At 52.4% G+C, this 25,282-nt stretch carries 29 protein-coding genes; 6 read left to right on the forward strand and 23 right to left on the reverse strand.

Annotated elements, in window-relative coordinates:
• Positions 1-87 precede the first annotated feature (87 nt).
• The gene (locus ACLB09_RS21490; RefSeq protein WP_410771898.1) at positions 88-1,008 is read left to right on the forward strand and encodes an ArsR/SmtB family transcription factor; all 921 of its coding nucleotides are present in this window, start codon (positions 88-90) and stop codon (positions 1,006-1,008) included.
• A gap of 41 nt (positions 1,009-1,049) precedes the next feature.
• Complete coding sequence (locus ACLB09_RS21495) at positions 1,050-2,336, forward strand: MFS transporter (protein WP_410771899.1); 1,287 nt, start codon at positions 1,050-1,052, stop codon at positions 2,334-2,336.
• A gap of 120 nt (positions 2,337-2,456) precedes the next feature.
• On the opposite strand, the gene ACLB09_RS21500 is transcribed toward ACLB09_RS21495, so the two are convergent.
• The 4 genes from ACLB09_RS21500 to ACLB09_RS21515 all read right to left on the reverse strand — a co-directional run bounded on the left by ACLB09_RS21500 (position 2,457) and on the right by ACLB09_RS21515 (position 5,411).
• Positions 2,457-2,681, reverse strand: coding sequence for a helix-turn-helix domain-containing protein (locus ACLB09_RS21500; RefSeq protein ID WP_009225122.1), 225 nt, complete (start codon positions 2,679-2,681; stop codon positions 2,457-2,459).
• A 116-nt stretch (positions 2,682-2,797) separates the two neighbouring features.
• Positions 2,798-4,288: a glycerol kinase GlpK gene (gene glpK / locus ACLB09_RS21505; RefSeq protein ID WP_410771900.1), complete on the reverse strand. Its 1,491-nt coding sequence runs from the start codon at positions 4,286-4,288 to the stop codon at positions 2,798-2,800.
• Positions 4,289-4,442: 154 nt separating this feature from the next.
• Complete coding sequence (locus ACLB09_RS21510; RefSeq protein ID WP_410771901.1) at positions 4,443-4,868, reverse strand: DUF1801 domain-containing protein; 426 nt, start codon at positions 4,866-4,868, stop codon at positions 4,443-4,445.
• Positions 4,869-4,964: 96 nt separating this feature from the next.
• Positions 4,965-5,411, reverse strand: a complete 447-nt coding sequence (locus ACLB09_RS21515) for a MarR family winged helix-turn-helix transcriptional regulator (RefSeq protein WP_410771902.1) — start codon at positions 5,409-5,411, stop codon at positions 4,965-4,967.
• Between the two features lie 202 nt (positions 5,412-5,613).
• Here ACLB09_RS21515 and ACLB09_RS21520 point away from each other — a divergent pair, with 202 nt between their 5' ends.
• From ACLB09_RS21520 to nagA, 3 genes are read left to right on the forward strand one after another with little or no spacing between them, the layout of a single operon-like run.
• The gene (locus ACLB09_RS21520) at positions 5,614-6,483 is read left to right on the forward strand and encodes a MurR/RpiR family transcriptional regulator (RefSeq protein ID WP_410772114.1); all 870 of its coding nucleotides are present in this window, start codon (positions 5,614-5,616) and stop codon (positions 6,481-6,483) included.
• On the forward strand, positions 6,476-7,204 hold the full coding sequence (gene nagB, locus ACLB09_RS21525; RefSeq protein ID WP_410771903.1) for a glucosamine-6-phosphate deaminase: 729 nt from the start codon (positions 6,476-6,478) through the stop codon (positions 7,202-7,204). The genes ACLB09_RS21520 and nagB overlap by 8 nt, the downstream gene beginning before the upstream one ends.
• Positions 7,204-8,385: an N-acetylglucosamine-6-phosphate deacetylase gene (gene nagA, locus ACLB09_RS21530; RefSeq protein ID WP_410771904.1), complete on the forward strand. Its 1,182-nt coding sequence runs from the start codon at positions 7,204-7,206 to the stop codon at positions 8,383-8,385. Before nagB ends, nagA begins: the two co-directional genes overlap by 1 nt.
• 75 nt (positions 8,386-8,460) lie before the next feature.
• On the opposite strand, the gene ACLB09_RS21535 is transcribed toward nagA, so the two are convergent.
• Positions 8,461-9,510 carry a YhcN/YlaJ family sporulation lipoprotein gene (locus ACLB09_RS21535; protein ID WP_410771905.1) on the reverse strand — a complete coding sequence of 350 codons (1,050 nt, stop codon included), beginning with the start codon at positions 9,508-9,510 and terminating at the stop codon, positions 8,461-8,463.
• Positions 9,511-9,679: 169 nt separating this feature from the next.
• Between ACLB09_RS21535 and ACLB09_RS21540 the strand changes: the two genes are divergently transcribed.
• Positions 9,680-10,612 (forward strand): NAD-dependent epimerase/dehydratase family protein, encoded by a 933-nt coding sequence (locus ACLB09_RS21540; protein WP_410771906.1) that lies wholly within the window; start codon positions 9,680-9,682, stop codon positions 10,610-10,612.
• A 113-nt stretch (positions 10,613-10,725) separates the two neighbouring features.
• Here ACLB09_RS21540 and ACLB09_RS21545 read toward each other — a convergent pair whose 3' ends face one another.
• The 18 genes from ACLB09_RS21545 to ACLB09_RS21630 form a co-directional block, all read right to left on the reverse strand.
• On the reverse strand, positions 10,726-11,112 hold the full coding sequence (locus ACLB09_RS21545) for a hypothetical protein (RefSeq protein ID WP_410771907.1): 387 nt from the start codon (positions 11,110-11,112) through the stop codon (positions 10,726-10,728).
• Between the two features lie 18 nt (positions 11,113-11,130).
• Entirely contained in the window at positions 11,131-12,201 is a 1,071-nt protein-coding gene (locus tag ACLB09_RS21550) for a glycosyltransferase family 4 protein (protein ID WP_410771908.1), read from the reverse strand.
• A gap of 19 nt (positions 12,202-12,220) precedes the next feature.
• Complete coding sequence (locus ACLB09_RS21555) at positions 12,221-12,556, reverse strand: hypothetical protein (protein WP_410771909.1); 336 nt, start codon at positions 12,554-12,556, stop codon at positions 12,221-12,223.
• Positions 12,557-12,779: 223 nt separating this feature from the next.
• Positions 12,780-12,962: a hypothetical protein gene (locus tag ACLB09_RS21560; RefSeq protein WP_410771910.1), complete on the reverse strand. Its 183-nt coding sequence runs from the start codon at positions 12,960-12,962 to the stop codon at positions 12,780-12,782.
• 13 nt (positions 12,963-12,975) lie between these two features.
• Positions 12,976-14,199 carry a glycosyltransferase family 4 protein gene (locus ACLB09_RS21565; RefSeq protein ID WP_410771911.1) on the reverse strand — a complete coding sequence of 408 codons (1,224 nt, stop codon included), beginning with the start codon at positions 14,197-14,199 and terminating at the stop codon, positions 12,976-12,978.
• A 281-nt stretch (positions 14,200-14,480) separates the two neighbouring features.
• Positions 14,481-14,915 (reverse strand): hypothetical protein, encoded by a 435-nt coding sequence (locus ACLB09_RS21570; protein WP_410771912.1) that lies wholly within the window; start codon positions 14,913-14,915, stop codon positions 14,481-14,483.
• Positions 14,916-15,076: 161 nt separating this feature from the next.
• Positions 15,077-15,529: a hypothetical protein gene (locus ACLB09_RS21575; RefSeq protein ID WP_410771913.1), complete on the reverse strand. Its 453-nt coding sequence runs from the start codon at positions 15,527-15,529 to the stop codon at positions 15,077-15,079.
• A gap of 125 nt (positions 15,530-15,654) precedes the next feature.
• On the reverse strand, positions 15,655-16,377 hold the full coding sequence (locus ACLB09_RS21580; protein ID WP_410771914.1) for a glycosyltransferase: 723 nt from the start codon (positions 16,375-16,377) through the stop codon (positions 15,655-15,657).
• Positions 16,378-16,379: 2 nt separating this feature from the next.
• The gene (locus ACLB09_RS21585) at positions 16,380-17,306 is read right to left on the reverse strand and encodes an NAD-dependent epimerase/dehydratase family protein (protein WP_410771915.1); all 927 of its coding nucleotides are present in this window, start codon (positions 17,304-17,306) and stop codon (positions 16,380-16,382) included.
• Positions 17,270-18,115, reverse strand: a complete 846-nt coding sequence (locus ACLB09_RS21590) for a dTDP-4-dehydrorhamnose reductase family protein (RefSeq protein WP_410771916.1) — start codon at positions 18,113-18,115, stop codon at positions 17,270-17,272. Before ACLB09_RS21590 ends, ACLB09_RS21585 begins: the two co-directional genes overlap by 37 nt.
• Positions 18,112-19,098: a polysaccharide biosynthesis protein gene (locus tag ACLB09_RS21595; RefSeq protein WP_410771917.1), complete on the reverse strand. Its 987-nt coding sequence runs from the start codon at positions 19,096-19,098 to the stop codon at positions 18,112-18,114. Before ACLB09_RS21595 ends, ACLB09_RS21590 begins: the two co-directional genes overlap by 4 nt.
• Entirely contained in the window at positions 19,091-20,182 is a 1,092-nt protein-coding gene (gene wecB / locus ACLB09_RS21600) for a non-hydrolyzing UDP-N-acetylglucosamine 2-epimerase (RefSeq protein ID WP_410771918.1), read from the reverse strand. Before wecB ends, ACLB09_RS21595 begins: the two co-directional genes overlap by 8 nt.
• Positions 20,183-20,239: 57 nt before the next feature.
• A complete protein-coding gene (locus ACLB09_RS21605; protein ID WP_410771919.1) occupies positions 20,240-21,691 on the reverse strand; it encodes a glycosyltransferase family 4 protein in 1,452 nt (483 codons plus the stop codon).
• Between the two features lie 72 nt (positions 21,692-21,763).
• Entirely contained in the window at positions 21,764-22,900 is a 1,137-nt protein-coding gene (locus tag ACLB09_RS21610) for a CgeB family protein (protein ID WP_410771920.1), read from the reverse strand.
• A 45-nt stretch (positions 22,901-22,945) separates the two neighbouring features.
• The gene (locus tag ACLB09_RS21615) at positions 22,946-24,031 is read right to left on the reverse strand and encodes a CgeB family protein (protein WP_410771921.1); all 1,086 of its coding nucleotides are present in this window, start codon (positions 24,029-24,031) and stop codon (positions 22,946-22,948) included.
• Positions 24,032-24,227: 196 nt separating this feature from the next.
• Entirely contained in the window at positions 24,228-24,602 is a 375-nt protein-coding gene (locus ACLB09_RS21620; RefSeq protein ID WP_410771922.1) for a FliH/SctL family protein, read from the reverse strand.
• Positions 24,565-24,909 (reverse strand): hypothetical protein, encoded by a 345-nt coding sequence (locus ACLB09_RS21625; RefSeq protein ID WP_410771923.1) that lies wholly within the window; start codon positions 24,907-24,909, stop codon positions 24,565-24,567. The genes ACLB09_RS21620 and ACLB09_RS21625 overlap by 38 nt, the downstream gene beginning before the upstream one ends.
• The gene (locus ACLB09_RS21630; protein ID WP_410771924.1) at positions 24,906-25,265 is read right to left on the reverse strand and encodes a restriction endonuclease subunit S; all 360 of its coding nucleotides are present in this window, start codon (positions 25,263-25,265) and stop codon (positions 24,906-24,908) included. The genes ACLB09_RS21625 and ACLB09_RS21630 overlap by 4 nt, the downstream gene beginning before the upstream one ends.
• Positions 25,266-25,282 lie beyond the last annotated feature (17 nt).

Below are 25,282 nucleotides of genomic sequence, written 5' to 3' on the forward strand. Positions count from 1 at the left end.
TAATCAAGTTCTATAATTATAGAACTATAAATTAGTTCGATTTTACTAATTCAAATCCAATGAATAAGAAAGGAACCGTGTAACGGAATGAGCTATAGCATTGAAACCGATTTTGCGCCCATATATGAATGTGTAACAAGCATCACCGCTTTTATCAGTAAACAAAACCATAACGCCATGGATGCGGGAAAACTCTGGGTCCGGGAAGTTCAGGATCTTTTCGCGCCCGTTACTATGCAAAAAATGCGGGAAGCCATAAAGAAGTTGGAGGACTTCAGTCTTTCCCCGTATATTTGGAGCTGCCCCGGCAATCGTTCCGTTCCGGAATTCCTGGATTGGTTCGATGCTTTATCCACAGGGCAGTTGTATGAAATAGCGGCGGGCTTCGGACAGACCGTCCCTTCCAATCTTCCCGATCTGCGTGATCTGACCTCGGAAGTGTTGCGGGAATGGAATTTACGTTATTTTAGCGGCATTAGCCCGGCCATCATCGAAGGATTGGCCCGGGAAGCCGAATCCCTAAAATCGGGATTGAATGAAATGAACGGACTGGAGGTCTATGAACAGGTCACCGGTGGTATGCGGATCTATCCCAATGAATTGCTGAAGCGGGTCGTCCTCATCCCCCAATACCATTCCCGCCCGCTGGTAACGTCCAGCATCTTTGACGAAACCCTCTTCACTCATTATTCCTGCGACATTATTCCTCCGGCGCCGGGACGCCCCGCTCCCGGCCTCCTCCGGCTCACGCGGGCCTTGTCGGATGAGACGCGGCTATGTATTCTTCGCCTGTTGTCGGAGAAGCAAATGACCTTTACGGAAATCGTCCGCAAAATCGGGTTATCCAAGAGCACGATTCATTATCATTTAATCTCTCTCCGGGCGGCCGGACTTGTCATCGTGCATTGCTATTTGAAACGCAATGATAACAAAAGCGTGGAATACAGCCTCCGTCTGGAGGCGCTGGATGATCTTCCGCTCCAGATCGGACAATTTCTTAAAAAATGATCCCGCGGAGCAACGGCCCGCGATTGAAAGGTTGATTCAGGATGAAACGACGCAGTTATTATGGGCTGCTGGCGACGATTGCCATAAGCGGGTTTGGCGATACTTTTGGCTTGCTGGCCTTGGAGTGGCTGGCTTACGAATTAACCGACTCCAAATTGGTGATGGGAGCGCTCGCCCTCTGTTCCGGAGTTCCCGAATTGGCGCTTCGCCTCCTCGGCTCACCGCTTGCCGATCGGCTGCCGCGCGGGAAGTTCATGGCCGGCCTCGCAACCTTGCGCCTGATCGCCATCGTTCTGCCGTTAGGCGCCGGCCTTGCCGGACACTTGCAGCTCTGGCATTTGTTTCTCGCCGCAGGACTTAGCGGCTCCTGTGCCGCCATGTTTATGCCGACCGCGATTGCCTCCGTTCCTGATGTGGCGGACAAGAGCAAGCTGGTGCGCGCCTTTGCCGTCATTGACGGTTGCCGAAATGCCGCCGTTTTGATGGGGCCGGCCCTTGCAGGTGTGGTAATTGCCGCCAGCGGAGGGCTCCCGGCGCTTGGAATTAATGCCGTATGCTATACCGCAGCTATCGTAACGCTGCTATTCCTTCCAAAAATGAAACCGCGGACCGATGATTTTGCCCCATTCTCCATTACCTCCTATGTACGCGAAATTACCGAAGGCTTCTCCTTTTACAGACAAGTTCCCGCGATGCTCGCCATCATGGGCACCGTCTCCATCAGCAACATGAGCTCCTTCGCGATCTGGACGATGATGGTCCCCTATGTCCAGGAAGTGCTGCATAGGGATGCCGCAGCCATGGGCACCTTGACGACTGCCTCCGTACTCGGCTCTTTATGCGGTCTTGCCATTATTTCCTTACTTGGCGAAATCAAGCAACGAAGGACGGTGATGCTCTGCAGTCTCGCTTTGATCGGCCTCTTGAATACGATTCAAGGGTTGGCACAATCCTATCCAGTTGCTTTGGCCTGTTTTTTTGCCGCCGGTGCTGCCGGTGCTTTCTTCGGCTCGCTCAGCTCTTCCCTGCACGGAAAACTCGTGCCCGGACACCTTCAGGGCCGGGTCAACTCGATCCGTTTTCTGATCGGAGGCGGCCTGCAACCCGTTGGAGCTTTTGTAGGGGGAGCCATTGCGCAGCATTACGGGGTCGGCGCATTAATGGTGGGTGCCAGCCTTTTGCCGCTCCTCAGTTCCTTCGCCGCCGCCCTTTTCCTTCCCGGCCTGAAAGTGCTGAACGGAGACTTATCGGACCTTGAGGCCAAAATCCACTTCAAGGCAAGACAGCAGACCGCTGCGAATCGGAATCAAATTTCTGCCGACAGCTAACGGGTATATCAGCTAACCTCATCTTCTCGATACGTCATAAAGATAAACAAAAAACCTTCTTTCTCCCCGCCGGAACGGATAAGAAAGAAGGTTTACGGTTTTCGCCCTTAAAAAAAACCGTCAGATTTTCAACTCCCCAAGCTTGATCAGCTCGACAACCGCCTGCGCACGACCTTTGACATTCAGTTTCTGCATAACGTTGGAAATATGGTTCCGTACGGTTTTCTCGCTGATAAACAGCTGGCCCGCAATGTCGCGCGTCGTTTTATCCTGCACGAGGAGTTCGAAAACTTCCCGTTCACGATGTGTTAACAGAAATTTGCTGTTACGATCGCTGCTCTTCAAAATGCGTCACCCCTCCTTGCTCGGGTTTTATGGTTTAACAAGGTTAAGGGATACAGTCAACACATATTATGAAGAAACAGGGGCAATGGTGCCGTGAGACATTAAAATGGGCGGTGCTATTTAAAGGCCATCGCGGCATGCACCGCCTTCTTCCATCCTCCGTACAACGCTTCACGAACCGCCGTCTCCATCCCCGGTTCAAAGCGCCGGTCGAGACTCCATGTCCGGCAAATTTCTTCCCGGTCGCTCCAATATCCTACCGCAAGCCCCGCCAGGAAAGCGGCGCCCAAAGCCGTCGTCTCGCGTACAACCGGACGTTCCACCGGCACGTCGAGAATGTCGCTCTGGAAGTGCATCAGGAATCCGTTGGATACGGCCCCTCCATCCACTCTCATCTTGCGGACCGTAAATCCTGAATCCTGCTCCATCGCTCCCAGGATGTCTTTGGTCTGATAAGCCAGGGACTCCAATGTCGCCCGGATAAAATGCTCTTTCTTCGTGCCCCGCGTCAAGCCGAACACCGCTCCCCGGACGTCGCTGTCCCAATACGGACTGCCAAGCCCGACAAAAGCGGGTACCACATAGACGCCCTCCGTGGAACTCACCCGGGAGGCGTACACTTCGCTGTCTTTCGCGTCCCGGAACATGCGCAGGCCGTCCCGGAGCCACTGAATCGCCGAACCGGAGACGAAAATGCTTCCCTCCAGCGCGTATTCCACCTTCCCGTTCAGTCCCCACGCGATGGAAGTAATCAGGCCATGCTCGGAGGACACGGGGGTTTCCCCCGTGTTCATCAGCATGAAGCAGCCGGTACCGTAAGTGGTCTTGACCATGCCCGGCTCGAAACAGGTCTGACCGAACAGCGCGGCCTGCTGGTCGCCGGCGGCTCCGGCGAGCGGTACCTGCTCGCCGAAGAAATGGTAAGGCACGGTGGTACCGAAAATTTCCGAAGATGACCGGACTTCCGGAAGCATAGTTTTCGGAACGCCGAGCAGGTCAAGCAATTCATCGTCCCAGGCCAGCTCATGGATGTTAAACATGAGTGTCCGCGACGCATTGGAATAGTCGGTCACATGGAGCTGACCTCCCGACAGCTTCCAGATCAGCCATGTGTCGATCGTTCCGAAAAGAAGTTCTCCCCGCGCCGCGCGTTCCCGCGAACCCGGCACATGATCGAGAATCCATTTCACTTTGGTCCCGGAAAAATACGGGTCGATTAGCAACCCGGTTTTCGACCGGAACAGGTCATTCAAACCGGCGACTTTTAATTGTTCGCAAATGTCCGCAGTCTGGCGGGATTGCCATACGATCGCCGGATAGACCGGATTTCCGCTTTCTTTATCCCAGACGACCGTCGTTTCCCGTTGGTTCGTAATCCCGATGCCGGCAATCTGCCTTGGTTTGATGCCGGATTCGGACAGGCAGGAAGCGATCACCGCAAGAATAGACCCCCAGATCTCATTCGGGTTTTGTTCCACCCAGCCGGGTTTAGGAAAATATTGCGGAAATTCGCGCTGCGCGGAGTGAACGATACCGCCTTCCCGATTGAACAAAATGGCTCTCGAGCTTGTTGTACCCTGGTCCAGGGCAAGGATATATGTTTCCAATCCCGGTTCCTCCAGTCGGTTAAATTATGATTTTAAGATTTATAATAAAATAACGCTTACAAATTACTGTTTTTATAATAACTCGACGGTATGGCAATACGCCACTCCCCTTGCAAAAATGGCCGCAAGGGGAGTTCCGGGATTCATATGTCTTCTATTCCAAGCCAGGATAAGTTTTTTGCAGAAACCGGACGGACTGATGGATTAATTCCTTCAAGACATCTACATCAATATCCGCGACTTTATTAATATAGACGCAGCCTTTTCCGGCCGTATGTTTGCCGAATTTGTCCAACAATGTTTCCCTCTCCGTATCGCCTGTCGCGAAATACAAGCTGATCTTCGCTTTGCGGGGCGAAAAGCCGACCAACGGAGCGTCACCTTCATGTCCGGTTGCGTATTTATAATGGTAGGAACCGAATCCGATGATGCTGGGTCCCCACATTTTCGGCGGAAATCCTGTCGTTTCGCTGAATATGTCCAGCAGTTTGTAGGCGTCTTCGCGCTTTGCCGGTGAATTCACGTTTTCGATGAACTCGATCACACTGTTGTCGGTTTCTTTCGTCTTTTGTTCATACATCAGCGAAAACACTCCTTTTTATTAACATCACCGTGTCTTTATAAAAAGAAGCCTGCCGGATGGCAAGCTTCTTTCCATACATCCCTAAAAAAATTTTTACGCTTCTGCATGCGGAGCGTCATTTTGCGCAAACTTTTCGATGACACCGATTAACACGTCCAACTCGTGAGAAGTCAAATCGGAGAAATAAGATCTTAAAACTTTTCGAGACCGGGCACCGGCCTCTTTGTAAACCTCGTCGCCCAATTCGGTGACCGAAAGGAGCACCGCCCGGCGGTCCTGTTCATCATGCCGCCGCTCGATATAACCGCTTTGTACCAGACGATCGGCCATGACGGTGATCGCGCTCGGCTTAACCTCCAGCTTGTCCGATAAGTAACTGACATTGCAGGAAGATTTCTTGGCGATCAAAGCCAGCATATGAAATTGCGGCCCGGTTAAACCGAGCTCACGGTGTTGCATGATCTCGCTCTGCATTTTGCGGAACGTCTTGGACCATGCGTTCAGAAGCCGGTCGATATACTCATCAAGATTGTAATCCACGACAACCCACCTCTACGGATCTTTGTTGCTTACACCTAGTGTAGTATGTACCTATCAAAATGACAAGGATTCTCTGTTTTTCGTGACAACATCTCTTGCTTTCGGGGGTGGAATCCCTTATGATGAAATCAAAATTATTTTCATCATTTTTATGATTATTTTAGAAATAATTTTCGTAAATCAGATACGAGGTGATCAGATGCTGACTCCTATCTTGCATGCGCTCACGAGCAACCTGGAGGCCCTTCCGCCCCAGGAGCGACGGCTCGCAGAATATATTTTAAAAAATCCCGCCTCCGTGATTCATCTCGGCATAACCGAACTTGCCTACACCTGCGGAATCAGCCCCTCAACGGTAACGCGGTTCTGCAAAACTTTTCACTTCAAAGGATTTCCCGATTTTAAAATGAAGCTGGCCGGCGAACTCGCCCATAAGCCTTCGGAAAGCCAATACCAGGACGTTATTGCCGGAAATGACCTTCATAAAATCGTACAGGCCATGGAAGCCAACCACCTGGCCTCGATTACGGATACCACGCGTCTTCTGGATATGAACGAACTCCGACGGGCGGTAGATACTCTCTGCAAGGCCGGTCGCATCGACCTGTACGGCGTGGCGACTTCTTCCATTATCGCTCAGGATTTTTACCAGAAATTGATCCGGATCGGAAAAAACTGTACGGCCTTCGCCGATTCCCATATGCAGATCACTTCCGCTTCCTCGCTGGGAAAAGGCGACGTCGCATTGGCCATTTCCTACAGCGGGGAAACGCCGGAAACGATCGATGCTCTCCGGTGCGCCAAGGACAGCGGGGCCGTCACGATCTCCTTGACCCAATACGGAAGCAACGGTCTCGCTACACTGGCCGACATATCCCTATTCTCCTCATCTCTCGAAGAAGGTATGCGCCGGGGCGATATGGCTTCCCGGATCGCGCAGCTGCATGTGATCGATATTTTATTTACGGGCATGGTAAGTATGGAATTCGAGGATTTTATCCCTAAGCTGGAAAGCTCATATCAAAATGTTCAGATATACAGAAAACAAAGGGAGGGCAACAAACATGCTTAACATTATCAAAGTAAAGGGCGAACAATTGTTTAACGAGACCGGAGCCGGCATTATCGCCAGCCTCCTCCAGTCCAATCCCCGGGCTCTTTTGGGATTGGCCACCGGCAGCACCCCCGTCGGCGTATACCAGAAACTGATCGAACTGTACCGTGATGGCGTGGTCAGCTTCAAGCAAGCCAGCAGCTACAATCTGGATGAATATATCGGCCTGACCGAGGATCACCCGGAAAGCTACCGGAGATTCATGAACGAGAAACTGTTCAACCACATCGATATTCCGCTGGAAAGCACCCATGTTCCTGCCGGCCACACGGGAGACCCCGCACAAGCTGCGGCCGATTACACCCGGTTGCTGGAAAAGGTAGGCCAACTCGATCTGCAACTGCTCGGACTCGGCCATAACGGCCATATCGGATTCAACGAACCGGGAGAGGAACTCCAGGGCCCTACCCACATCGTGGAGCTGGATGAACGGACGCGCCAGGCCAATGCACGGTTCTTTCCTTCGATTGAAGAGGTGCCTACCCATGCGATTACGATGGGGATCGGCTCTATTCTGCAGGCCAAGCAAATTCTGCTCATGGCCAAAGGGGAAGACAAAGCCGAAATCGTCGCCCGTGCGCTTAAAGGACCGATTACGACCAAATGTCCGGCCTCGTTCCTGCAAACTCATCCCAACGTTGTCGTTGTACTTGATCAAGCCGCAGGAGGGCTGGTCTGATGAACAAGACCTCATTTCAAATCATTCATGCCGATGTCGTTACGCCTCGCGGCATTTTTCATGATGGAGCGGTCGCGGTACGCGACGGTCTCATTACTTATGTCGGTTCAACCGCCGGAATTCCCGCCGGTGCTGACAATGCCGTCGAAGTGATCGACGCCAGGGGAGCCTATGTACTGCCCGGCTTTATAGACGTCCATGTGCATGGAGGAATGCTGGAAGACTTCTCCGAACCGAGCAAGAAAGCTTTCGATGCGATCACCAAGCTGCACTGCAGCCAGGGAACCACCTCGATGCTGGCCACGACGATGACGCTGCCGAAAGACGTGATTGATACGGTATTGGAAGAGGTACACCGTTATATCAACAGCGATATGCCTTATGCCAAACTGGCTGGCGTGCACTTGGAAGGACCGTTCATCAGTCCGAAATGGCCGGGTGCGCAAAACCCGGCCCATATCGTGCCGCCGAACCGCAGCTGGGTGGAAGCCTGGGAGGAACAATATCCGGGGCTCATCAAGCAGGTTACATTTGCGCCGGAACGTGAAGGGGCGCACGAGCTGATCAAGTTCCTGCGCGAGAAAGGCATCGTGGCCGCAGCGGGCCATACGGATGCGACCTATGAAGAAATCATGGCGGCCGTGGAAGTCGGTCTGCACCATGCGGTGCACACGTTTAACGCCATGACTCCGCTCCATCACCGGAAACCGGGCACGGCAGGCGCAATTCTCAGCTCCCCGGCAATCAGCGGCGAAATCATTGCGGACGGCATCCATGTACACAAAGCGGGTATTCAATTGCTTGCCAGCGTCAAAACCAATCACAATCTGATTCTGATTACGGACGCCATGTCGGCGGCAGGTCTCGGAAACGGGGAATACAAACTTGGCGACCTTCCCGTAATCGTTAAAGACAATGTCTGCACCTTGAAAGAGAGCGAAGGGACTCTGGCCGGCAGTACGTTGACCATGATTCGCGGCTTCCGCCATCTCGTTCGGGAAATCGGACTGAATGTAGAACAAGCCTCGGAAGCGGCAAGCCTTAATCCGGCCAAGCTGATCCGCATCGACCACCTTACGGGCACCGTCGAAACCGGAAAGCAGGCCGATCTGCTTCTGATTGACCGGGAGGATCTCGAACTGCAAAAAGTTTGGGTAGAAGGACGTTTGTTTCAGGAATAGCAAGCATAAATAAACAAGCGTGGTTGATCAAGGAATGTTTCCTTGTCGGCCACGCTTGTTCTTATTGACGGCAGATTATCGGGAAACGCCGCCGGTATAACCGTCCGTGTTGATTCCTGTTCGGTCGATGTTGCCGTTATTCAACCCGTTGGGTCTTGTCGGAGCGTAGCCGTTCGGTCCGGGCATCGTGCCGGCACGAGCAGGGAATACGCGTTGGATCATATTTTGAAAATCGGCAATGAATCCGTTCAGGGTGGCCCCGCCGCGGGACTGGGTCGCATAATTGCCGACCTGGCTCACAAAATCGGAATTCCCGGATACATATACGTTACGGATATGCGGAGCCGTCTTTTTCACAACACTGGAAACCTGATCCTTCACGCGCTGCGGTACGTTGTCCGTAACATTTCCGGCTGCCGTCCCGTTTCCAAGTCCGTTGAAGGTTCCGGTTCCTGTCATTCTAGGGCTTCCAGGAGCCGTTGCGGTTCCGGATAATCCTGCTCCCATATCGGTTCCTATCCCTCTGCGGCCGTTGTCGCCATTAAATCCGCGCAGTCCCATATCATTGCCCATCAGCCCGTTCCCCGTGTTCCGTCCGTTTGCGGGCCCGTTCCCCCGGTTCATGTCGAACAGGCTTCCCGCCGTGCCGGATCGACCCATCAATCCGCCTGCCAAACCGTTGTCCCCCGCGCCGCGCGTTCCATAATCGGCTCCATAAGGTCCACCGTTATTCGTCGTACCGCGGTTCGTAGTGATCCCCGTCGACATTTCCGACATCCGGGACTGGGCATTCGCGCCATGAAGCGTCAACGCTACATAAGCATCCCGGTCCGTTACCACCACATGGGCCGTTTGAACGTCGCTCAATCCGGCCACCTTGTTGCTCAGAGCCGGACTGTATTTCAGCGAGGTGATCCGCTCGCTTTGTCCGTTACCGGCACTGCGCGAAAACATCCGGTTCCCTTGAGGCAGCGAATTCACGTCATAATTACGACCATCGTTGTTCCGCAAGCTTTGCGTCCGCACGTTATTGTTATCCGTACGGGTTCCGCAACCTGTCATACCGACCATCCCGGCAATCATTGCAGCGGATAATGACAAGCTGACGAATTTAGCTACTCGCATGTAGTCATCCCCAATCCTTTTTATAAATTTATGATGATCAGGAATTAGGATGGCCCGCTGCCCGCCGCAGAATACAGGTAAACTTAACCGAACCCGTCGAACGTCCAGTACCAAAGGTACAGCCTTTTCATACGATGAGTATTATGTGCTCTTTTGGGAGGCAACTGAATTGAAGACAGTCGTCGTTACAGGCGGTGCGGGGTTTATCGGTTCCCATCTTGTAAACCGTTTAGTCCGCCAAAATATGCAGGTTCATGTCATTGATAATTTGAGTACGGGGTGCTTGGAAAATGTGCCGTCTCAGGCAACGCTTCATGTGGAAGATATCCGAAGCGAACAGGCCCGCGATATCATTATGGACGCCAAGCCGGATACGCTGATTCACCTTGCGGCCCAGGCCGATGTCCAGCAATCGGTCGCCGACCCTTTCTTTGACATGCAGGTCAATGTCGGCGGCACTTTGAATATGCTTGAAGCCTGCCGCACGGCAAAAGTCCGAAAGTTTATTTTCGCTTCCACCTCCGGGGTTTACGGCGATTTGCAGAAAGAGGTGCTGACCGAACTGGATCCCGTCAAACCGATTTCCTTTTATGCATTATCCAAAATGACCGCAGAACACTATATCCGCATGTATGACAAGTTTTACGATATCCCTTACACGATTCTGCGTTTCGCCAACGTCTATGGCCCGGGTCAAACCGTAAAGGGAGAAGGCGGCGTAATCTCTATTTTCATGGACAAAGTCAGCAAAAATCTTTCGCTTCCGGTAAATGGAGACGGAGAACAAACCCGTGATTTCGTTTATGTAAAAGACGTCGTGGAGGCTATTGCGGCCGCTGGAGACCATGGAATCCGGGATACCATTCATGTCAGCACAGGTATCAAAACCTCGCTCAATCAATTGATTGAGCTTCTCGGCAGCTTGCATCCAAAGCAAATTGACGTCTTGTACCAGCCCCCCAAACCGGGGGATATCATGCACAGTTGTCTCTCCAACCTGAAAGCCCGCAATCATTTGCACTGGAAGCCGGCGTACTCAATCCAACAAGGACTAGCCGAGACGTACCGACTTGGTCAATCTGCTCCCCCGTTCACCCCATGACCTGACCATTCCATAAAATAAAAAGAAGCTGACCATCGATACCCGGGATGGATTCAGCTTCTTTTTATGGCACAAAAAGCTCATCGGAACCTTTGCGGCCGGAGTTTAAATCTTTATTCCAGCGGAAAAACCGACCCCTGTAAAGAATAGGGTCCGGAGATAATCGCCCTGCTGTCCGACGAACACGCCGTCAAGTAGTAATGCTGAACCGGATTAACGCCGGAATCGGTCGTTTTTTCCATGGTGTATCCCTTTTCGGAGCAAGTTTCCCGCGTCCAATAAATCACCGGACCATCCGCAGCGTCTTTGCGGATTCGGAATTCGATTTCCCCCGTATCCCACTGAACCGATTTCTCCCAACCGACATCCATCCTGAGGACCAAACGGTCTCCCGGAGAAATGTGCATTAGACTCACCGAAGTTAATACAACCTCATCTTTCCCCACCAAAAAAGGATTGAATGTCCCCGCTGCCGTCCCCACCTTATGGATATATTTCATCGAATGCCCTCTCCTTTCCTATAGAAGTTGATCCAACATGCCTATAAAGTTCCGGCAATATACATCGGCATTAAATTCCGTCTGAACGTGCAGCAGCGCGGCAGCCTGAATGTTTTTGCGCAAATCGGTATGCTCAATCAGTTCTCTGGCTTCACGGACCGCATGCTCGATATCTCCAAGGTTGTAATTCTTGCCCGTAATATTATGGACGACCGAAGAAGATACCCCGTCGCAATTGGTTGCCAGCACCGGACATCTGCAGCTCATCGCTTCCAATACGGCAAGCGGCGCCCCCTCCATTTTGGAGGTGGAACACAAGAAGCCCCCGGAATCCCCGATCATCGAGAAATGGGCCATCATGTTCTCGTTCGGCACATTGGAACGCAAGGTAAGCCGGAAGTCCAAATGCAGGTCCTTAACCACCTGCATGAACTGCTCCCTTTCGGCCGCATTGGATAGATTGATGTCCTCAAACATCCAGAGCCGGAGATTCGGGTAAAAATAGCTCAAAGCATGCCCGATGTAAAGGTACTCCCGCCAATTTTTGTTGTCCTCGATTCTTCCCAGCCAGGCCATGATCGGAGCCCCCGGCATAACTTCTTTCTGTTCCAGATATTTAAACTTGCCGTAATCAAAGCAATTGTTGAAATGGAAATGCGGAATATCCGGATACAATTCCTGAAATAAGGAGGCAATATGCGGGGTGTTCGGGTTCAGCAAGGCGGAAGCATAAGCCTTAACATACGGTCCGGCGAACATTAACTGGGTGCGGGCCACTTCCTCAGGCCCGTATCCTTGAATTTCGAGGATCATTTTCCCTTCGTAACCGAGCCTCCGAAAACGCTCGAAGCAGGTATGATCCGTAGTCACGACCACGAAATCATATTTCCGGGAGTGCAAAATATGCCGGGTTTCCTCATCGTCGCGCGTAACGTATACGGGGAAATCCTCCAAATTTTGCAGCCCCGCGCCCCATTTGTAGTACAGACACTCGGCCCGGATTCCGTAACGGCGCAAAGCCAGGCAGCGTTGACGGTTTAAGCTGTGCACTCCTCCGCTCGGAATATAAAATACGAATAGCACATTCACCGTCCTCACCCCCCACCGATCAATGGTCTCGAATTGCGTCCTCCTGCGTGAACAAGGCAACATACTGTTCCTGATTCCAGGCCTTCAATGTCAGTCCCGTGGTCATATAAGTGGAGGCATTGGTCACTACAAGCAGATCGAATGGGGCGTAATCGGTATTGATCCGGGGAATGAACACCGTCGAACCTTGCCCCAAATGATGCAGTCCCCTATAAACCAGCCCCTTCGGAGCATAACCAAGCAAAAGAAACTCAAAGCTTTCTCTTCCGAGATTGGACAATTCCAAATCGAGCGATTGAATGTAGCGTGAATCGACTTTTCCGTTTTCCATGGATTTTATACGCAAAATAGGCATGTCAATCCTCCCGCAGATGAAGTCTTTAATGTCATGATATGCTTTTCCAATCCAAAAGTACGGGCGTATCCCTTTTGTATCGGCCTTGGAGGGTACCCATTTTCTCGATCTTTAAGCCTTCACGATAAAGGAATCTGTTGTCGGGCAAAGCTAAAGGGCCTTCCTGTAGGAAGCGCCCTGATTTTTTGTTTTTCATTTTCGGTTACAATCGGTTTACCAAGCTTCATGGACGCGTGCGTTCCAGAACCGGCAAATCCGGCAATTGATAGTCTCCGGGCAAATTAGCGATTATTTTACTCCATACGGAATATTCAACCATCACCTCGGGGTGCGAAGTCTGGATGGCAAAAATCCGGTTATACATATCCCCGGGCACTTGAACCTGCTCCTTCGGTTGCTCCTCCACGTTTTTATTCCTCCTAAAAAGGGTTATAAACAGCCAATCGATATACGGAAAGCAAACGATGGATCATGGTACCCATCGACCAGTGAACGTTTCCCCATGCTTGCGCATTACTTCCAAGTTGTTTGCGAAAGGCGTCATCTTCCAGCAAATTGTTCAACTGCTGAGCCAGAGCAACCGGGTCGTTTACCGGAGAGATGAGCCCCGTCACTCCGTGCTCGACCATTTCCGGCAGACCGCCCGCCGAGGATACGCAAACCGCCAGTCCGGCGATTTGGGCCTCCATCACCGAAAACGGCTGATTATCCTGGATGCAGGAGTGCACAAAAATATCGGCGAGGGTCAACAGCGCCGGCACGTCGTCGCGCTCTCCCAAGAATAAAACCTCATTCTCAAGCAATAATCCGGCGGCTTGACTCTCCAGTTCCCGGCGCTTTTCCCCATCTCCCACGATCCAGCAAACCCAATCCTGGCGCTTGAATTTTAGCAAGCCGAGCGCAGAGATCAGTACATCGATACCTTTTACTGCCACAAGACGAGCCGGAAAAATAATGACCTTCTTGTTTGTAGGGCGTTGAATCGGGGTCCCCTTGGCAACCTTTCCCCAAAACTCCTCGGTATCCAAGCCATACTGGAATACGGCGATCTTGGACGCGGGCACCTGAAACTCGCGGATCAGCATATTCCGCTGCATATGGTTGGCGGTGATCGTCAAATCGCCGGCCGACGCCCCGTAATATTCAGTGGAATCAAAATATTTCCAGGCTGGCGAACGCTCGTCGATGTTCAATTCCGGATGGCTCCGGAAATGATTCTTGAGTTCGGTCGCCACCGAGCCGTGGAGATGGGCAATTAAAGGAATGTGCGCAGGCTTGACCCTGCTAAGGGCCCTGGCGGAGAATATATCCTGCGTATGGATCACGTCATAGCTTTCCAGCCCGAAATAGGCTGCCGCCAGCTCCATCATATAGCGGTCCCGCTCGTAATAATCGATGAGATGGTCGCCATGGAGCAGGGGAGCCTGACTTGCATCCAGCTTGGCGGCCAGCAAGGGTCTAAGCTCCTCCTTGGAAAGCTCCAGTCCCCGGTTCCAAATATGAAACTTGCTGTAGTCCGGACTGTTTCCCAGCATATCGACTTCATGCCCGAGCGCTTCAAGCTGTTGGTTGATTTGCATCATAAATTTCCACACCCCACCGACGTGCGGAATCAGCCAATAGGTGGCAAGCAAGATTCTCATGCTATCTCCTTCCCAGGCGATCCGTCAATCCGGCGGAAAACACCTGTTGAAAATCTTAACGATATTAAAGTATATTAGCCGCTCAAGTCACCGGTCACGATATATGCCCGCTAGCCAGGCAAAAAAGCAAGAGGAAGTTCCCCTTGCTTCAAACCATGAATCGCGATGTCAGGCTTCGAAACCTGCCTCCCTTTATCCCTGGATTGTCGACAATAAAGCCGGCGCCAGATCACCGGCGCCGGCTTGAGGAGGAATCGCTATGGGGTTAGTTCGATAACGGATTAAACTGGAGGATTGGAGTAAGCGGCGGCGATCAGGGCTTCGGGACCGACGCGGGTCGGGTCGGCTGTATCGTCGTCAACGGAAACGACGGCTTGGTATATAAGGAACCCGTCCGGATTCGGCGGTTGGTAATCCGCGCCGGTAATAGTGAAGGCGAATGTCCCGCCTTCTCCGGAAATATTCGGAAATCCTTCGGTAACGGTGTAAATAGGCACGGTTCCCAACGACGAAATGCGGTTGATCGTAATGATCACATCGGTTGGGTCCATGGACGTTACGGAGATGGTTACCATGGCTGAAAATTGGATTTCCAGATCCGTACCTGCAGCAGCGGTGTTCAACCCCAGCGTACCAAACACGGCCGGCGTGGTAGTTACCGCAGTGCCGCCCGTCGTGTTAACGGCTACTTTACTGTCAAGGTATTGAGTTGGCATTTACAATCTACCTCCTTTCTTGCTGCTATAATATGCAACGTTCCGTAGGATGCATGGACGAACAGTTCTTTATATGAAAAAAGGCAGTTGCTGCTAGACTGACCGACCGTTTTCATCAAGAAATATCGCCAGGATATCCATCCTGGCGATACCTTTAAAACTTAGTCCAAGGCTGGCGTGTCGGAATAAGCTACGGCTTGGAAGCTTTCCGGGCCGACACGGTTAGGAATGACGGCCAATCCGGCCGGAATACTAACGAAAGCTCGATAAAAAATAAAGTTAGCATCATCCGGGGGAACGTCGACTCCGCTTACCGTAAACACGCTCGTCGTCAAAAGAAGATTGCCGACGGGAAGGGACTCGGTAGCCGTATAGACCGTTGTCGAGACACCGCCGATAACACGGACAATTGTGATCGTTACCGGAACAAGAATCGCGATCGTTGCCGCCAACGTGACCGTTGCGCTGAAATGGACCCGCAGATCGTCGCCCGCCCCGGCCGTATTCAGTCCGAGCGTTCCGAACAACGCTGGCGTCGTCGAAGCCGGTACCGAGATGCTGTTGGCAAAAGACGATCCTTGGGATATCTGGCTGTCTACTAAAAAGTTTGCCATTGTTTTTCTACCTCCTTTCTGATCCTATTCTATGCAGCGTACTAGATTCGGCATGGACGAAAACCAAGATTATATGAAAAAAGGCGGGAGCAGATAGACTGTTCTCGCCGACGATTTGCTGGGACTCACATATTGGATCTTGCCAATATTTGCCGCAAAGGATCTCTTGCACGGCTCTGCGTCTGCATGTACTCCCCGTGAATCTTCTCCTGGTGAAGCCGCGTCCCCATGGCGTCATGCCACCGGTACGCGGTCAATGTATCGTTGAGAAACGGGAAATGGGCGCCGCTTCGGATGGTCCGGAGCCAGAAATCCAAATCATGCGTATATGGAAGGTTCACGTCAAACAAGCCGATGGTTTGAAACAGTTCTTTTTTGATCATCACCGTGCACCCGTTGACGGGATTCGCATTCAGGAAACAGCGGTAAAAATCGATGGGGTGATTGACCACCGAAAGCGGTGCGACATGATACTGGGTCACGTTCCCCCCGCTGTCGATATAATTGAAATTGGTATGAGAAATGCGCGCATGCTGGTCCCTCATAAATGCCACTTGATGGCTGACCTTTTCGGGATAAAACAGGTCGTCGGAACTCAGCCAGGCAATGTACTCGCCGGCCGCATGGAGGATTCCATGGTTCAGCGCGGTAGCGGTGCCGCCATTTTCCTTGCCCAGATATTGAATGTAAGGGAGGTACGGGGATAGCCGGTCAACATGCGAAGTGGAACCGTCGTCCACGACGATGACCTCCACGGCGCTATAGGTTTGATTAAGAGCGCTCTGTACCGCCTGTTCGATATAAGTGCAATTATAGAAAGGAATTATAATTGAAACTAATGGCCGCATCCTTATCCTCCTTTCTCTGCCCGAAAATAGTGAATCACTTCTTGCAGCGAAGTTTCGAACGGAATCCGCGGGCTCCAACCGGCGTTCTCCAAAAAGTGCGGTTTTAGAATATCCGCGGCATCTTCCGGCCTTGCCTCTCCCCAATGGACGGTCATTCCGCTTCCGGCAAGACGCAGCATCGCCTTCGTCACTTCTTCGAGGCTCCGTTCCGTACCGGAGCATACCTGATAGACTTCCCCGCTTCTTCCCCCGGTCAGCAAGAACCCGTATCCCCGGACGGCATCCCGCACGTCAAGAAAATCCCGCCGGCTGTGGCGGGAGGAAACTTGAAAGGGGGGGAGTCCCCCTCCCCGTTCCTCCTGAACGATACGCCGGCCGAGCAAGGAGCAGAATCCCGTTGAGGGGCCGGGGCCGATCAAGTTACACGGCTCAGCCAGGATCACATCCTGGCCGAACAGCTCCTTCCAGGACAAGGCGGCCACCTTTTGCAAGCTTTTGCTTAAACTGTACGGATGTTGCGGGCGATCCGTTAAGGTTAGCCCTACCGATAAACGCGACCCGACGATCAACACGCGGCAGGCGGGAAAGAGTCTGAGAGCGTCCAGCAGATAAAGCACCGAAAGGACATTGGATTCCATATACAGAATCGGCTCTTTCCAGGACTCGGGTACGGAGTTTTTACCGCCCAGATGCAGGACATAATCGGGGCTGACCTTCCGAACGACCGCTCTGACCTCGTCTGCGGCCAGCAGATTACAGGTATAATACGTCACCCCGATCATTTCAGGCGTACGGCGCTTATCCCGTACCATGGCTGCTACCTGCATACCCAAGGCTGAAAAGTACCGGCAAGCGTGCTCTCCGGTAAACCCGGAGGCTCCCGTAATGAGGATTACCTTTCCCTGGAGTAATTGTGTTCCCTCATCCATCTCTCCATCTCCTTCAGCATCTCACGATAATGAGGCACTTCATAAGACCATTCGCTGCGGGTGGAGACCAGCGTCCGGTCCTGAACGGGCGTCTCGGCCGGAATAATCGTAATATGCTGAAGCCCCCATATCTCTTGCATCAGGTCAAGCAGATCATGTTTGCTGATCGGCAAGGGATGACAAAGATGGATTAGCCCGGACAAATCCGAATCCATCACCCGATCAACGAATTTGGCCAATTCGAGCGTTGTTACGCCGTTCCACATGACATTTCGATACCCGGATACTTCGCCTTTCGAACGCATGAACCAATCCATCAGTCCGATACCGTTAGCGCGAATCTCGGGACCGATAATCGAGGTCCGAATCGTTAAATGCCCGGGAGCATGAATTTCTCCAAGCGCTTTCGTGACCGCATAAACGCTGGTCCCGTCCGGTTCATCCGTTTCGCTATAGCTGCCTTTCGTGCCTTTAAATACGCAGTCCGTGCTGATATGAATCAACCGGGCCCCAACGCCATCCGCCGCCCGCTGCAGACGATGCGGCAGGAAGCCGTTGATGTGGTAGGCGTTGATTTTATCTTCTTCGGCAAACTGATTCAATACGCCAACCGCATTGATGATGATATCCGGATGAACGGTTTCCACGACTTTTTCGACCAAAAAACTGTCGGAGGCGTCCAGCACGAGTCCATGAGGGTCGCGTACATCCCGGCTCGTGTAAAAAACGCTATGGCGGCCCTGCCGGTGAAAATACTTCACCAGCAGGTGCCCGGCCATGCCGTTTCCCCCGATAATCAGCAGTTTCATACCAGGAACCCCCCGCGTTTTAAAATATGGCGGATCTCCTCTTTCGACATCAGATTGTGGGCCGAACTGAAACTGCTGAACGAAACCGGCGGACAATTGCGGTAGTGGTCCCGGAGTTCGGGAATGTTCAGCGTCGGCAAAATCACGAGATACTGCTCATCATAAACGACCGTCGTCAAGCTTTCGAAATCGCTCATTAAGATTTCATGGATTTTCTCGCCCGGACGTGTTCCGCTCTCCACCACTTTCACGTCCATGACGCCGGAATCTTCAATTAATACGTCAGCCAGATCCACGATGCGGCAGGTCGGCATCGTCATGACGAAGATTTCGCCGCCCACGCTTTCAATGGAAGCTTTGAACAGAAGGGATATGGCATCGCGAAGCGTCAGGAAAAAGCGGGTCATATTGACGTCCGTGATCGTGACCTGCCCTTTTTGGCGGATCTGGTCCTTGAACAAGTGAACCACGCTTCCGTTCGTTCCGAGCACATTCCCCCCGCGAACCGTAACGAAGCGGGTATTGCTGCGGAGCAGATTGGCATAGACGATCAATTTCTCCCCGATGGCTTTGGTCATGCCGTAAAAATTGGACGGATTGGCCGCTTTGTCCGTAGAAATATAGATGACTTTTTCCACATTGTTCACGATGGCCGCCTCGATCACGTTTTGGGTTCCGATGACGTTGGTCTTCAAAGCTTCATAAGGCTGATCTTCGCAAACGGGCACGTGCTTCAGCGCCGCAAGGTGGAATACGTAATCCACATCCTGGCAAGCCAACGTAAGTGCTTCCTTGTCGCGGATATCGCCAATGCAGAACTTCAGCCGTTCATCCTCAAACTGGCGGCTCATCGCTACTTGGGTGGATTCATTCCTCGAATAAATGATTACCTCTCTGGGCTGTTGGGGGAGCAATTGAGTAATCAATTCATGCCCCCAGGAACCGGTTCCCCCGGTCACCAAAATACGTTTATTCTCAAACATGCCGTTTCCCTCCAAGCAGAAATTTAACAACCTTCTCCGAAACATGTTCTGCGAGGTATCCTTCCGGACACTCCCACTCGCGGCTCATTTCGGTCATCAATGACACCGATTGGGCTATGCGGTCCGCATCCAGTCCGGATACGATATTGCTCCCGCAGTCCACAGTTTCAGGACGCTCGGTCGTTTTGCGCAGCGTCACCGTCGGAACATGCATAATGCAGCATTCTTCCTGCACAGTACCGCTATCTGTCAAAGCGCAGCATGCTTGTTGTTCCAATTGAACAAAATCAAAAAAACCGAATGGTTCATGGAACTCGACCAGCGGATGCATATCCATCGCCAGGTCGGTTGCAATTCTGGACTCTGTCCGCGGATGTATGCTGCATATGAGGCGGCGTCCATAGACTTCCGCCACCCGGTTTAATCCTGCCATGATTTCCCGCAGGTGTTCAGGCCGATCCACATTTTCCGCCCGGTGGGTCGTCACCAGGAAATAGTCTCCGGCCTGCAGTTTCAACCTCTCCAGAACATCGCTGTTTGCGATTTTTTTCTCGTAATGGCGCATAACCTCGTAGATCGGATTACCCGTGAGCACGATGTTGCGGCTGGGGATGCCTTCGGCAATCAAATGATTTTTGCTCTGTACCGTGTAAGGCATGTTAATGGAAGAGATGGCATCGATGATTTTGCGGTTCTTCTCCTCCGGCACGCCCAGATCAAAACAGCGGTTTCCCGCTTCCATATGAATGACGGGGTAGCCCATCCGTTCGGCCAAAATCGCGCATAACGCGCTGTTGGTATCTCCCAGAACCAACACCCGGTCGGGCTGCTCCCGTTCCAGAATGTTCTCGATTTGAGAAAACATCGCTGCCAGTTGCCCCCCAAGAGAAGCCTGGCGGTCCTGTAAAATGTAATCGGGTGAGCGGAGCCCGAGCTGTTCGAAAAATATACCGCTCAGGCTTGAAGTGAAGTTCTGACCCGTATGAACCAGAATGTGTTTGCTTGCATGCCGGTCCAGCAAGGGAATAATCAGGCTTAAGCGAATGATTTCCGGACGGGTTCCCAGGATCGTCATTACTTTCACGTTAATTTCCACCCCCTGATGTGCAAGAATTTTGCAAGCATTTACTCGGACGGCCGCTCATCGCCGCCTTGAAGCCAACCGCCGGTTCCGTTTTCTTCCACGGGCGATCCGGCGCGGTTTCCGTTTGATTTTCCGGCCGGTCCGCTTCTTCGCGGAGATCACCCGTCTTCTTTTCCGCAGCGATAAACGGCGTCTTAATTTTCTGCGTCTCCGCCGTCTTCCCTGTTTTGCCGTTCCCGGAACCGGTGCCTGGACTTCCGGAACAAGCGTCGCAGTCGCTTCGACCGGCGGCGTATACAGCATTTCTTCCATCGGTACCGGAATGCCGGAGAGCGAGAAGATATGGCCTAAAATGCTGAGCAGCCTGGTCTCGTAAGCTCCCGATCCGAACATCGCTTCCACACGCCGCTGATTTTCAAGGCCTACGGTATCCGAGGTTTCCGGCGAGACCAGAAGTTGTGATATTTTCGCGGTGAGCCCTTCTTTGTCCCCCGTGGGCACCAGATATTGCTCATTCCCGGTAAACTGAAGAATTTCCCGGAGCCCCCCGGAAGCGTAAGCGACCACCGGCTTCCCGCAAATCATGGCTTCCATGGCCGTCATGCCGAACCCCTCGTTGAGCAGGCTCGGAATTACGACGATGTCCATCGCGCAATAGGCGCCTTCGATATCCTCTTCATAATCGATGAATATGAATTGACTGCTCCGTCCGGAGTCGATCACCCTCCGTTTGAGGGACTGATAGTAAACCCGGTCGACTTCTCCTCCAATCACGACAAAGCGCAAACCAGGATTCAGCTTCCCCAGCCCCGCAACCGATTCTATAAAGTGATCCGCACCTTTTTCGACAATCAGAAACGATGAAATATAACCGATGACTTTCGCATCTGCTTTGATTCCCCATTCTTTACGCTTGGAGTTCCTTAATTCGGACCAAAGCGCGGGACGAAACTCATCGGCTCCCCAGGACGGATACAGCAAGCTCACTTTATATTCCACGGGATTTCCACGAAAGGGAGCCACTGCGGTTTCGGATATCCCTACGATCCAGTCGCTGTAGCGGTCAATGATCGCCACCGCGCTGTCCGTGTGGGGATTATCCCGGATGATCTCCGTAATGTGCCAGATCACGGGAATGCCAAGTGCCTTTGCCGCCATCGCCGGAATGACGTTTACGCTTGTATTAACGAATACATAATCGGGACGTTCCCGCTCCAGCAGTTGGATCACGCAGGCGGTAGAAGGATCATTTTTCAGCCGCTGGGCTTCCCGGTTCAAATTTTCATTGGGAGCACACATAATATAGAGCATAGGGGTTTCCAGCAGAATGGTTTGGATTCCGCTTTCCCGGGCCAGCTTCGTCAGTTTCCCTTCCTGGGGGGCAACGATGGTGCAGGCGAAATGAAGAGACAGCTTCCGCGCGAGGAAGAGCAGCAGTTTTTCGGCTCCCGTAATGCTCCGGGTATTGCATACATGTGAAAAAAGCATCAGCTTTTTTCCTTCCGACATCCTCGATCACCTCAGAATCGTTTTGGAGGAGCAGTCACCTCCTGATGAAATCCGCTTCTTAGCAGGGAATACTTAGCCGAAAATAATGTGTAGCATTTCGTCGATCCGGTTGTTGTAGGTGTGGTCCCGGTATGTTCTTTCCAGGGCCCGGAGCGCAATTTCCTGCCGTTCCTTTTCATGAGTGAGGTAGAAGTCTACTTTCTGAAGCAATTCTTCCGCAGTGGCGAACGTCTCGATTTCTACGCCCGGCGTATAGAAAGAAGCCAAATCCTCCCGTACGTCGATCAATTGAAGCGTGGCGCAGGCAGATATTTCAAATGTGCGGGGATTTGGAGATACCGCATTAACCCCCGCCATATTTTTGTTGACTGTCTCCTCGAAGGGGGAACGGTGCAGGTTGATCATGATTTTCGTGCCGCTGTATACTTCCGCGGTCTCGGTCGGTCCCATCCATTTGCCCAGTTCGATCCGGTCGGCGTATGCCGGATACTCGGGAAGGCGGTCCCACCAAATTCCGTTCATATTTAATCCTTTATCCATGAGCTGGCCCATAATCGGCTGAAGAAATTGCACCCGGTTCCAATAGGCGGAGCCTATAAAGCCCACGTTTCCCCGAAGCGGGGAACGGGTCAGCGTAGGACGATAATGGTCCGGGAATGCCGCGAACGGCAGATAGTGCACATTCGCGCAGCCGGTCGCCCGGTACAGCTCAACGCAGTTCCGTTCCAGGGTAAATACATAATCATAGTGCGGGGCCATCGCAAAGGTAATGTCCGTGTAATAAGGATCGTCCGTCATCCAGACCGCCGTCCGGATTCCGCTGGCCCGCAATTGGTCTATTTGTTCCACCGGCTGATCCATCCCGTCCAGTACCAGCACCAGATCCGGTCGGGTCGAAGTTGCTAGTTCCACCAGGGGTACCCCCGGTTCACATACTATGGTTTCGGCGGTCATCTGCCGCAAGGTAGCAATGACGGCCTCGTCAATCGGCGAATAAGGAAAACCTTTCCCGGAACCCACATACAAAACCCTGACTTGCCGAAACGGAAATTGGGGTCTTGCCGCTTGAACGATCACATTGGCGCGCCCGCGCAAATATCCCTCATTAAATCCATCCCTCAGTCCGTCCTCCCGGCCACGCTGCCCGGAAGTAAGCACTTCCCCTCCCGCAGGAAAGTGAGGCGAATCATTCATACCATTTGTGATCATCTCGTCACTCCTTCTGATAAGGTCCGCACATCCGGCACCATGGCTTCAAATGGCGCTGAGCAGGCGGCCGATGCGGTCTGTGAAAGTATGCAGTTGTCTCGTTGTCCATAGGGATCTCCATGCGATACTGAGCCGTTCTTCTTCGTGTGAGAGGTAATAGGCGATCTTGCTTTGCAATTCCTCCGCATCCTTGAATGTCTCGATATCGTATCCCGGACGATAATAGGAAGTTAGATCCTGACGGATATCCGTAATTTGAAGCGTACCGCATCCGCTGATTTCATAAGTTCGGGGGTTGATCGACGACCCCGCCACATTGTGGGAATTCCGGTTGTCATAACCCGCATCGGTAGGCCGGTGGATATTGACTACGATCTTGGCCCCGTTATAAAAAGACACGGTTTCTTCGACGGGAATCCAGCCGTTGCGGATGAAGGGGGCCAGCTGTTCGTAGCATTTCAAACGGTCCCAATGTCCTCCGGCGATCACCACCTTTTTATCCTGCAAAAACGGAGCGAGCCGGTCGAATAATTCCGCCCTGTTCCAAAACGCGTTGCCGATAAAACAGATGTCATACTGATACTCTCTTGAAACCTGCCGCGGACGGAACAGGTTCCCGTCAGCAGCCAGCGGCAAGTAATGGACGCTGCGGCAACCTGCCTCCCGGTATAAGGACACACATTCCAGTTCATGGGTGAATACGGTGTCGTAATACTGGGACAAACGGACGGTATCCTCCGTAAAATAGGGATCATCGACGAACCAAACCGCCGTCCGGATCCCCATTTGCCGGATTTGTACAATTTGCTCCGCATGATTTTCCGGAAACACGTGCAGGGCGTTCATGACGAGCACCAAATCAGGCCGGTGGCTCGCCGCTTCCTGCAGCATCGTATCCGGTGAAGCCACGATGCATTCGTCCGTCAAAGTTCGAAGCGCGTCGGCCACGCCGCCGTCGATGGCCTCAAACCCCTGCGGAACATAGAGTACGCGGAGATGCCGTCTATGGACGGAACAGCCAGGAATACGGGCGAGAACGGCCTGGCATCCTCCGAAGCGGTACCCTTCACTGTATCCGGCTTTGTAACCTTCTCCGGATCTCACATCCTGTTCGTTGTTCAAGTCATTCATCCTATCTTTGTGGATTTCCTGGGTCCCTATAAATATATGCTCAGCGGACACGTGCATCATGGACGACTACCCGGGAGCCTGATAAATTGGCGAATGCCTCGGAGTGTGCCAGCGAACGAAAAAAAAGGAACCTTTCGTCCCGCTTGTTACGGAAAGAAAGGTTCCTGGATAAAACTCCCAATGTCCCGGTGGTGGATTACGCCCGTTCTCTGTAGGCCAATTTATGCCCGTCCTCGAATCCTTTGGCAAAGCCGGAATTAAAGCCCTCCTGGTAGGCATCATTGTAGGCCTGTTCATAAGCTGCCGGGTCTTCATTAACAACCACAGGGACTTCCGCCGGAGGAGGCGGATCCTGCGGCAGATCCTGAGGTTGAACCTGCGGCTGCACCTGAACCGATGGAGGCGTAAAACGGTGACGAAGACGGTGTCTGCGTCGTACTTGTCTTTTGCGGGCTCGCTTTACGCCGAGCTTGCGGGGCCGCCGCAAAGATAACTTACGTTTGCCCGGACGGGCTTTGCCGATTCTTCTGGTCTTAAGCCGGCGTCTTCGCCGGATTTTGGTTATTGGCATAGTTTTTATTATCCTCCTGTACTCCTCGGGCTGTAGCTGTTGCCGGATAGCATGACTCCATAATCCATGGTGATGAAGGAGTTCCAAATTGTACGCGATGGACATGAATACCGCACACAGTCCGGGCCATCGCGGCTTGATATTTTGACAGTATGTTGATATTTTCAGCCAGGTGCCTGGCCGTCGTCCCGGAATGACCGGTTATATCCGCCAAGCTCTGCAAAATACGGGCCATCGCCATCTGGCTCTTTGCGATCGATTCGATCAATTTGACTTTGACGGCTTCTTCCTCAATACGGGTAATCATTTTTCGGAATCTCCGAGGTCGAAACTGCCGCTGAACAAACCTCCAAAGTCGCCGTCCCCGTCTCCACCACCGCCCGAATCATCCTCTTCCGGAGGAAGCACCGTCTTTAAATTGCTGCAAAGTCCGTTTTGCAGCTTCGTCAGACCCTCTACCACCTCCACCAGTTGCTCATGAACGTCCAGCGGATCGGAAAGCTGCTTTTCGTGGTCCTCAAAACTTCCTGCATGCACATGATTCAATATCCAGTTTCGCACCTTTTCCGCTTCAACGGCTTTTGCCTCCAAAATCATGGCCACGTTCCACTGGATTTTGGATGCGGCATCCAGTATTTGCAAGTAAGCCTGCTCTCTGCTCATCCCATCATCCCCGCTAT

This window comes from Fontibacillus forbon (genome assembly GCF_046559655.1).
In the GTDB taxonomy this organism is placed as follows: domain Bacteria; phylum Bacillota; class Bacilli; order Paenibacillales; family Paenibacillaceae; genus Fontibacillus.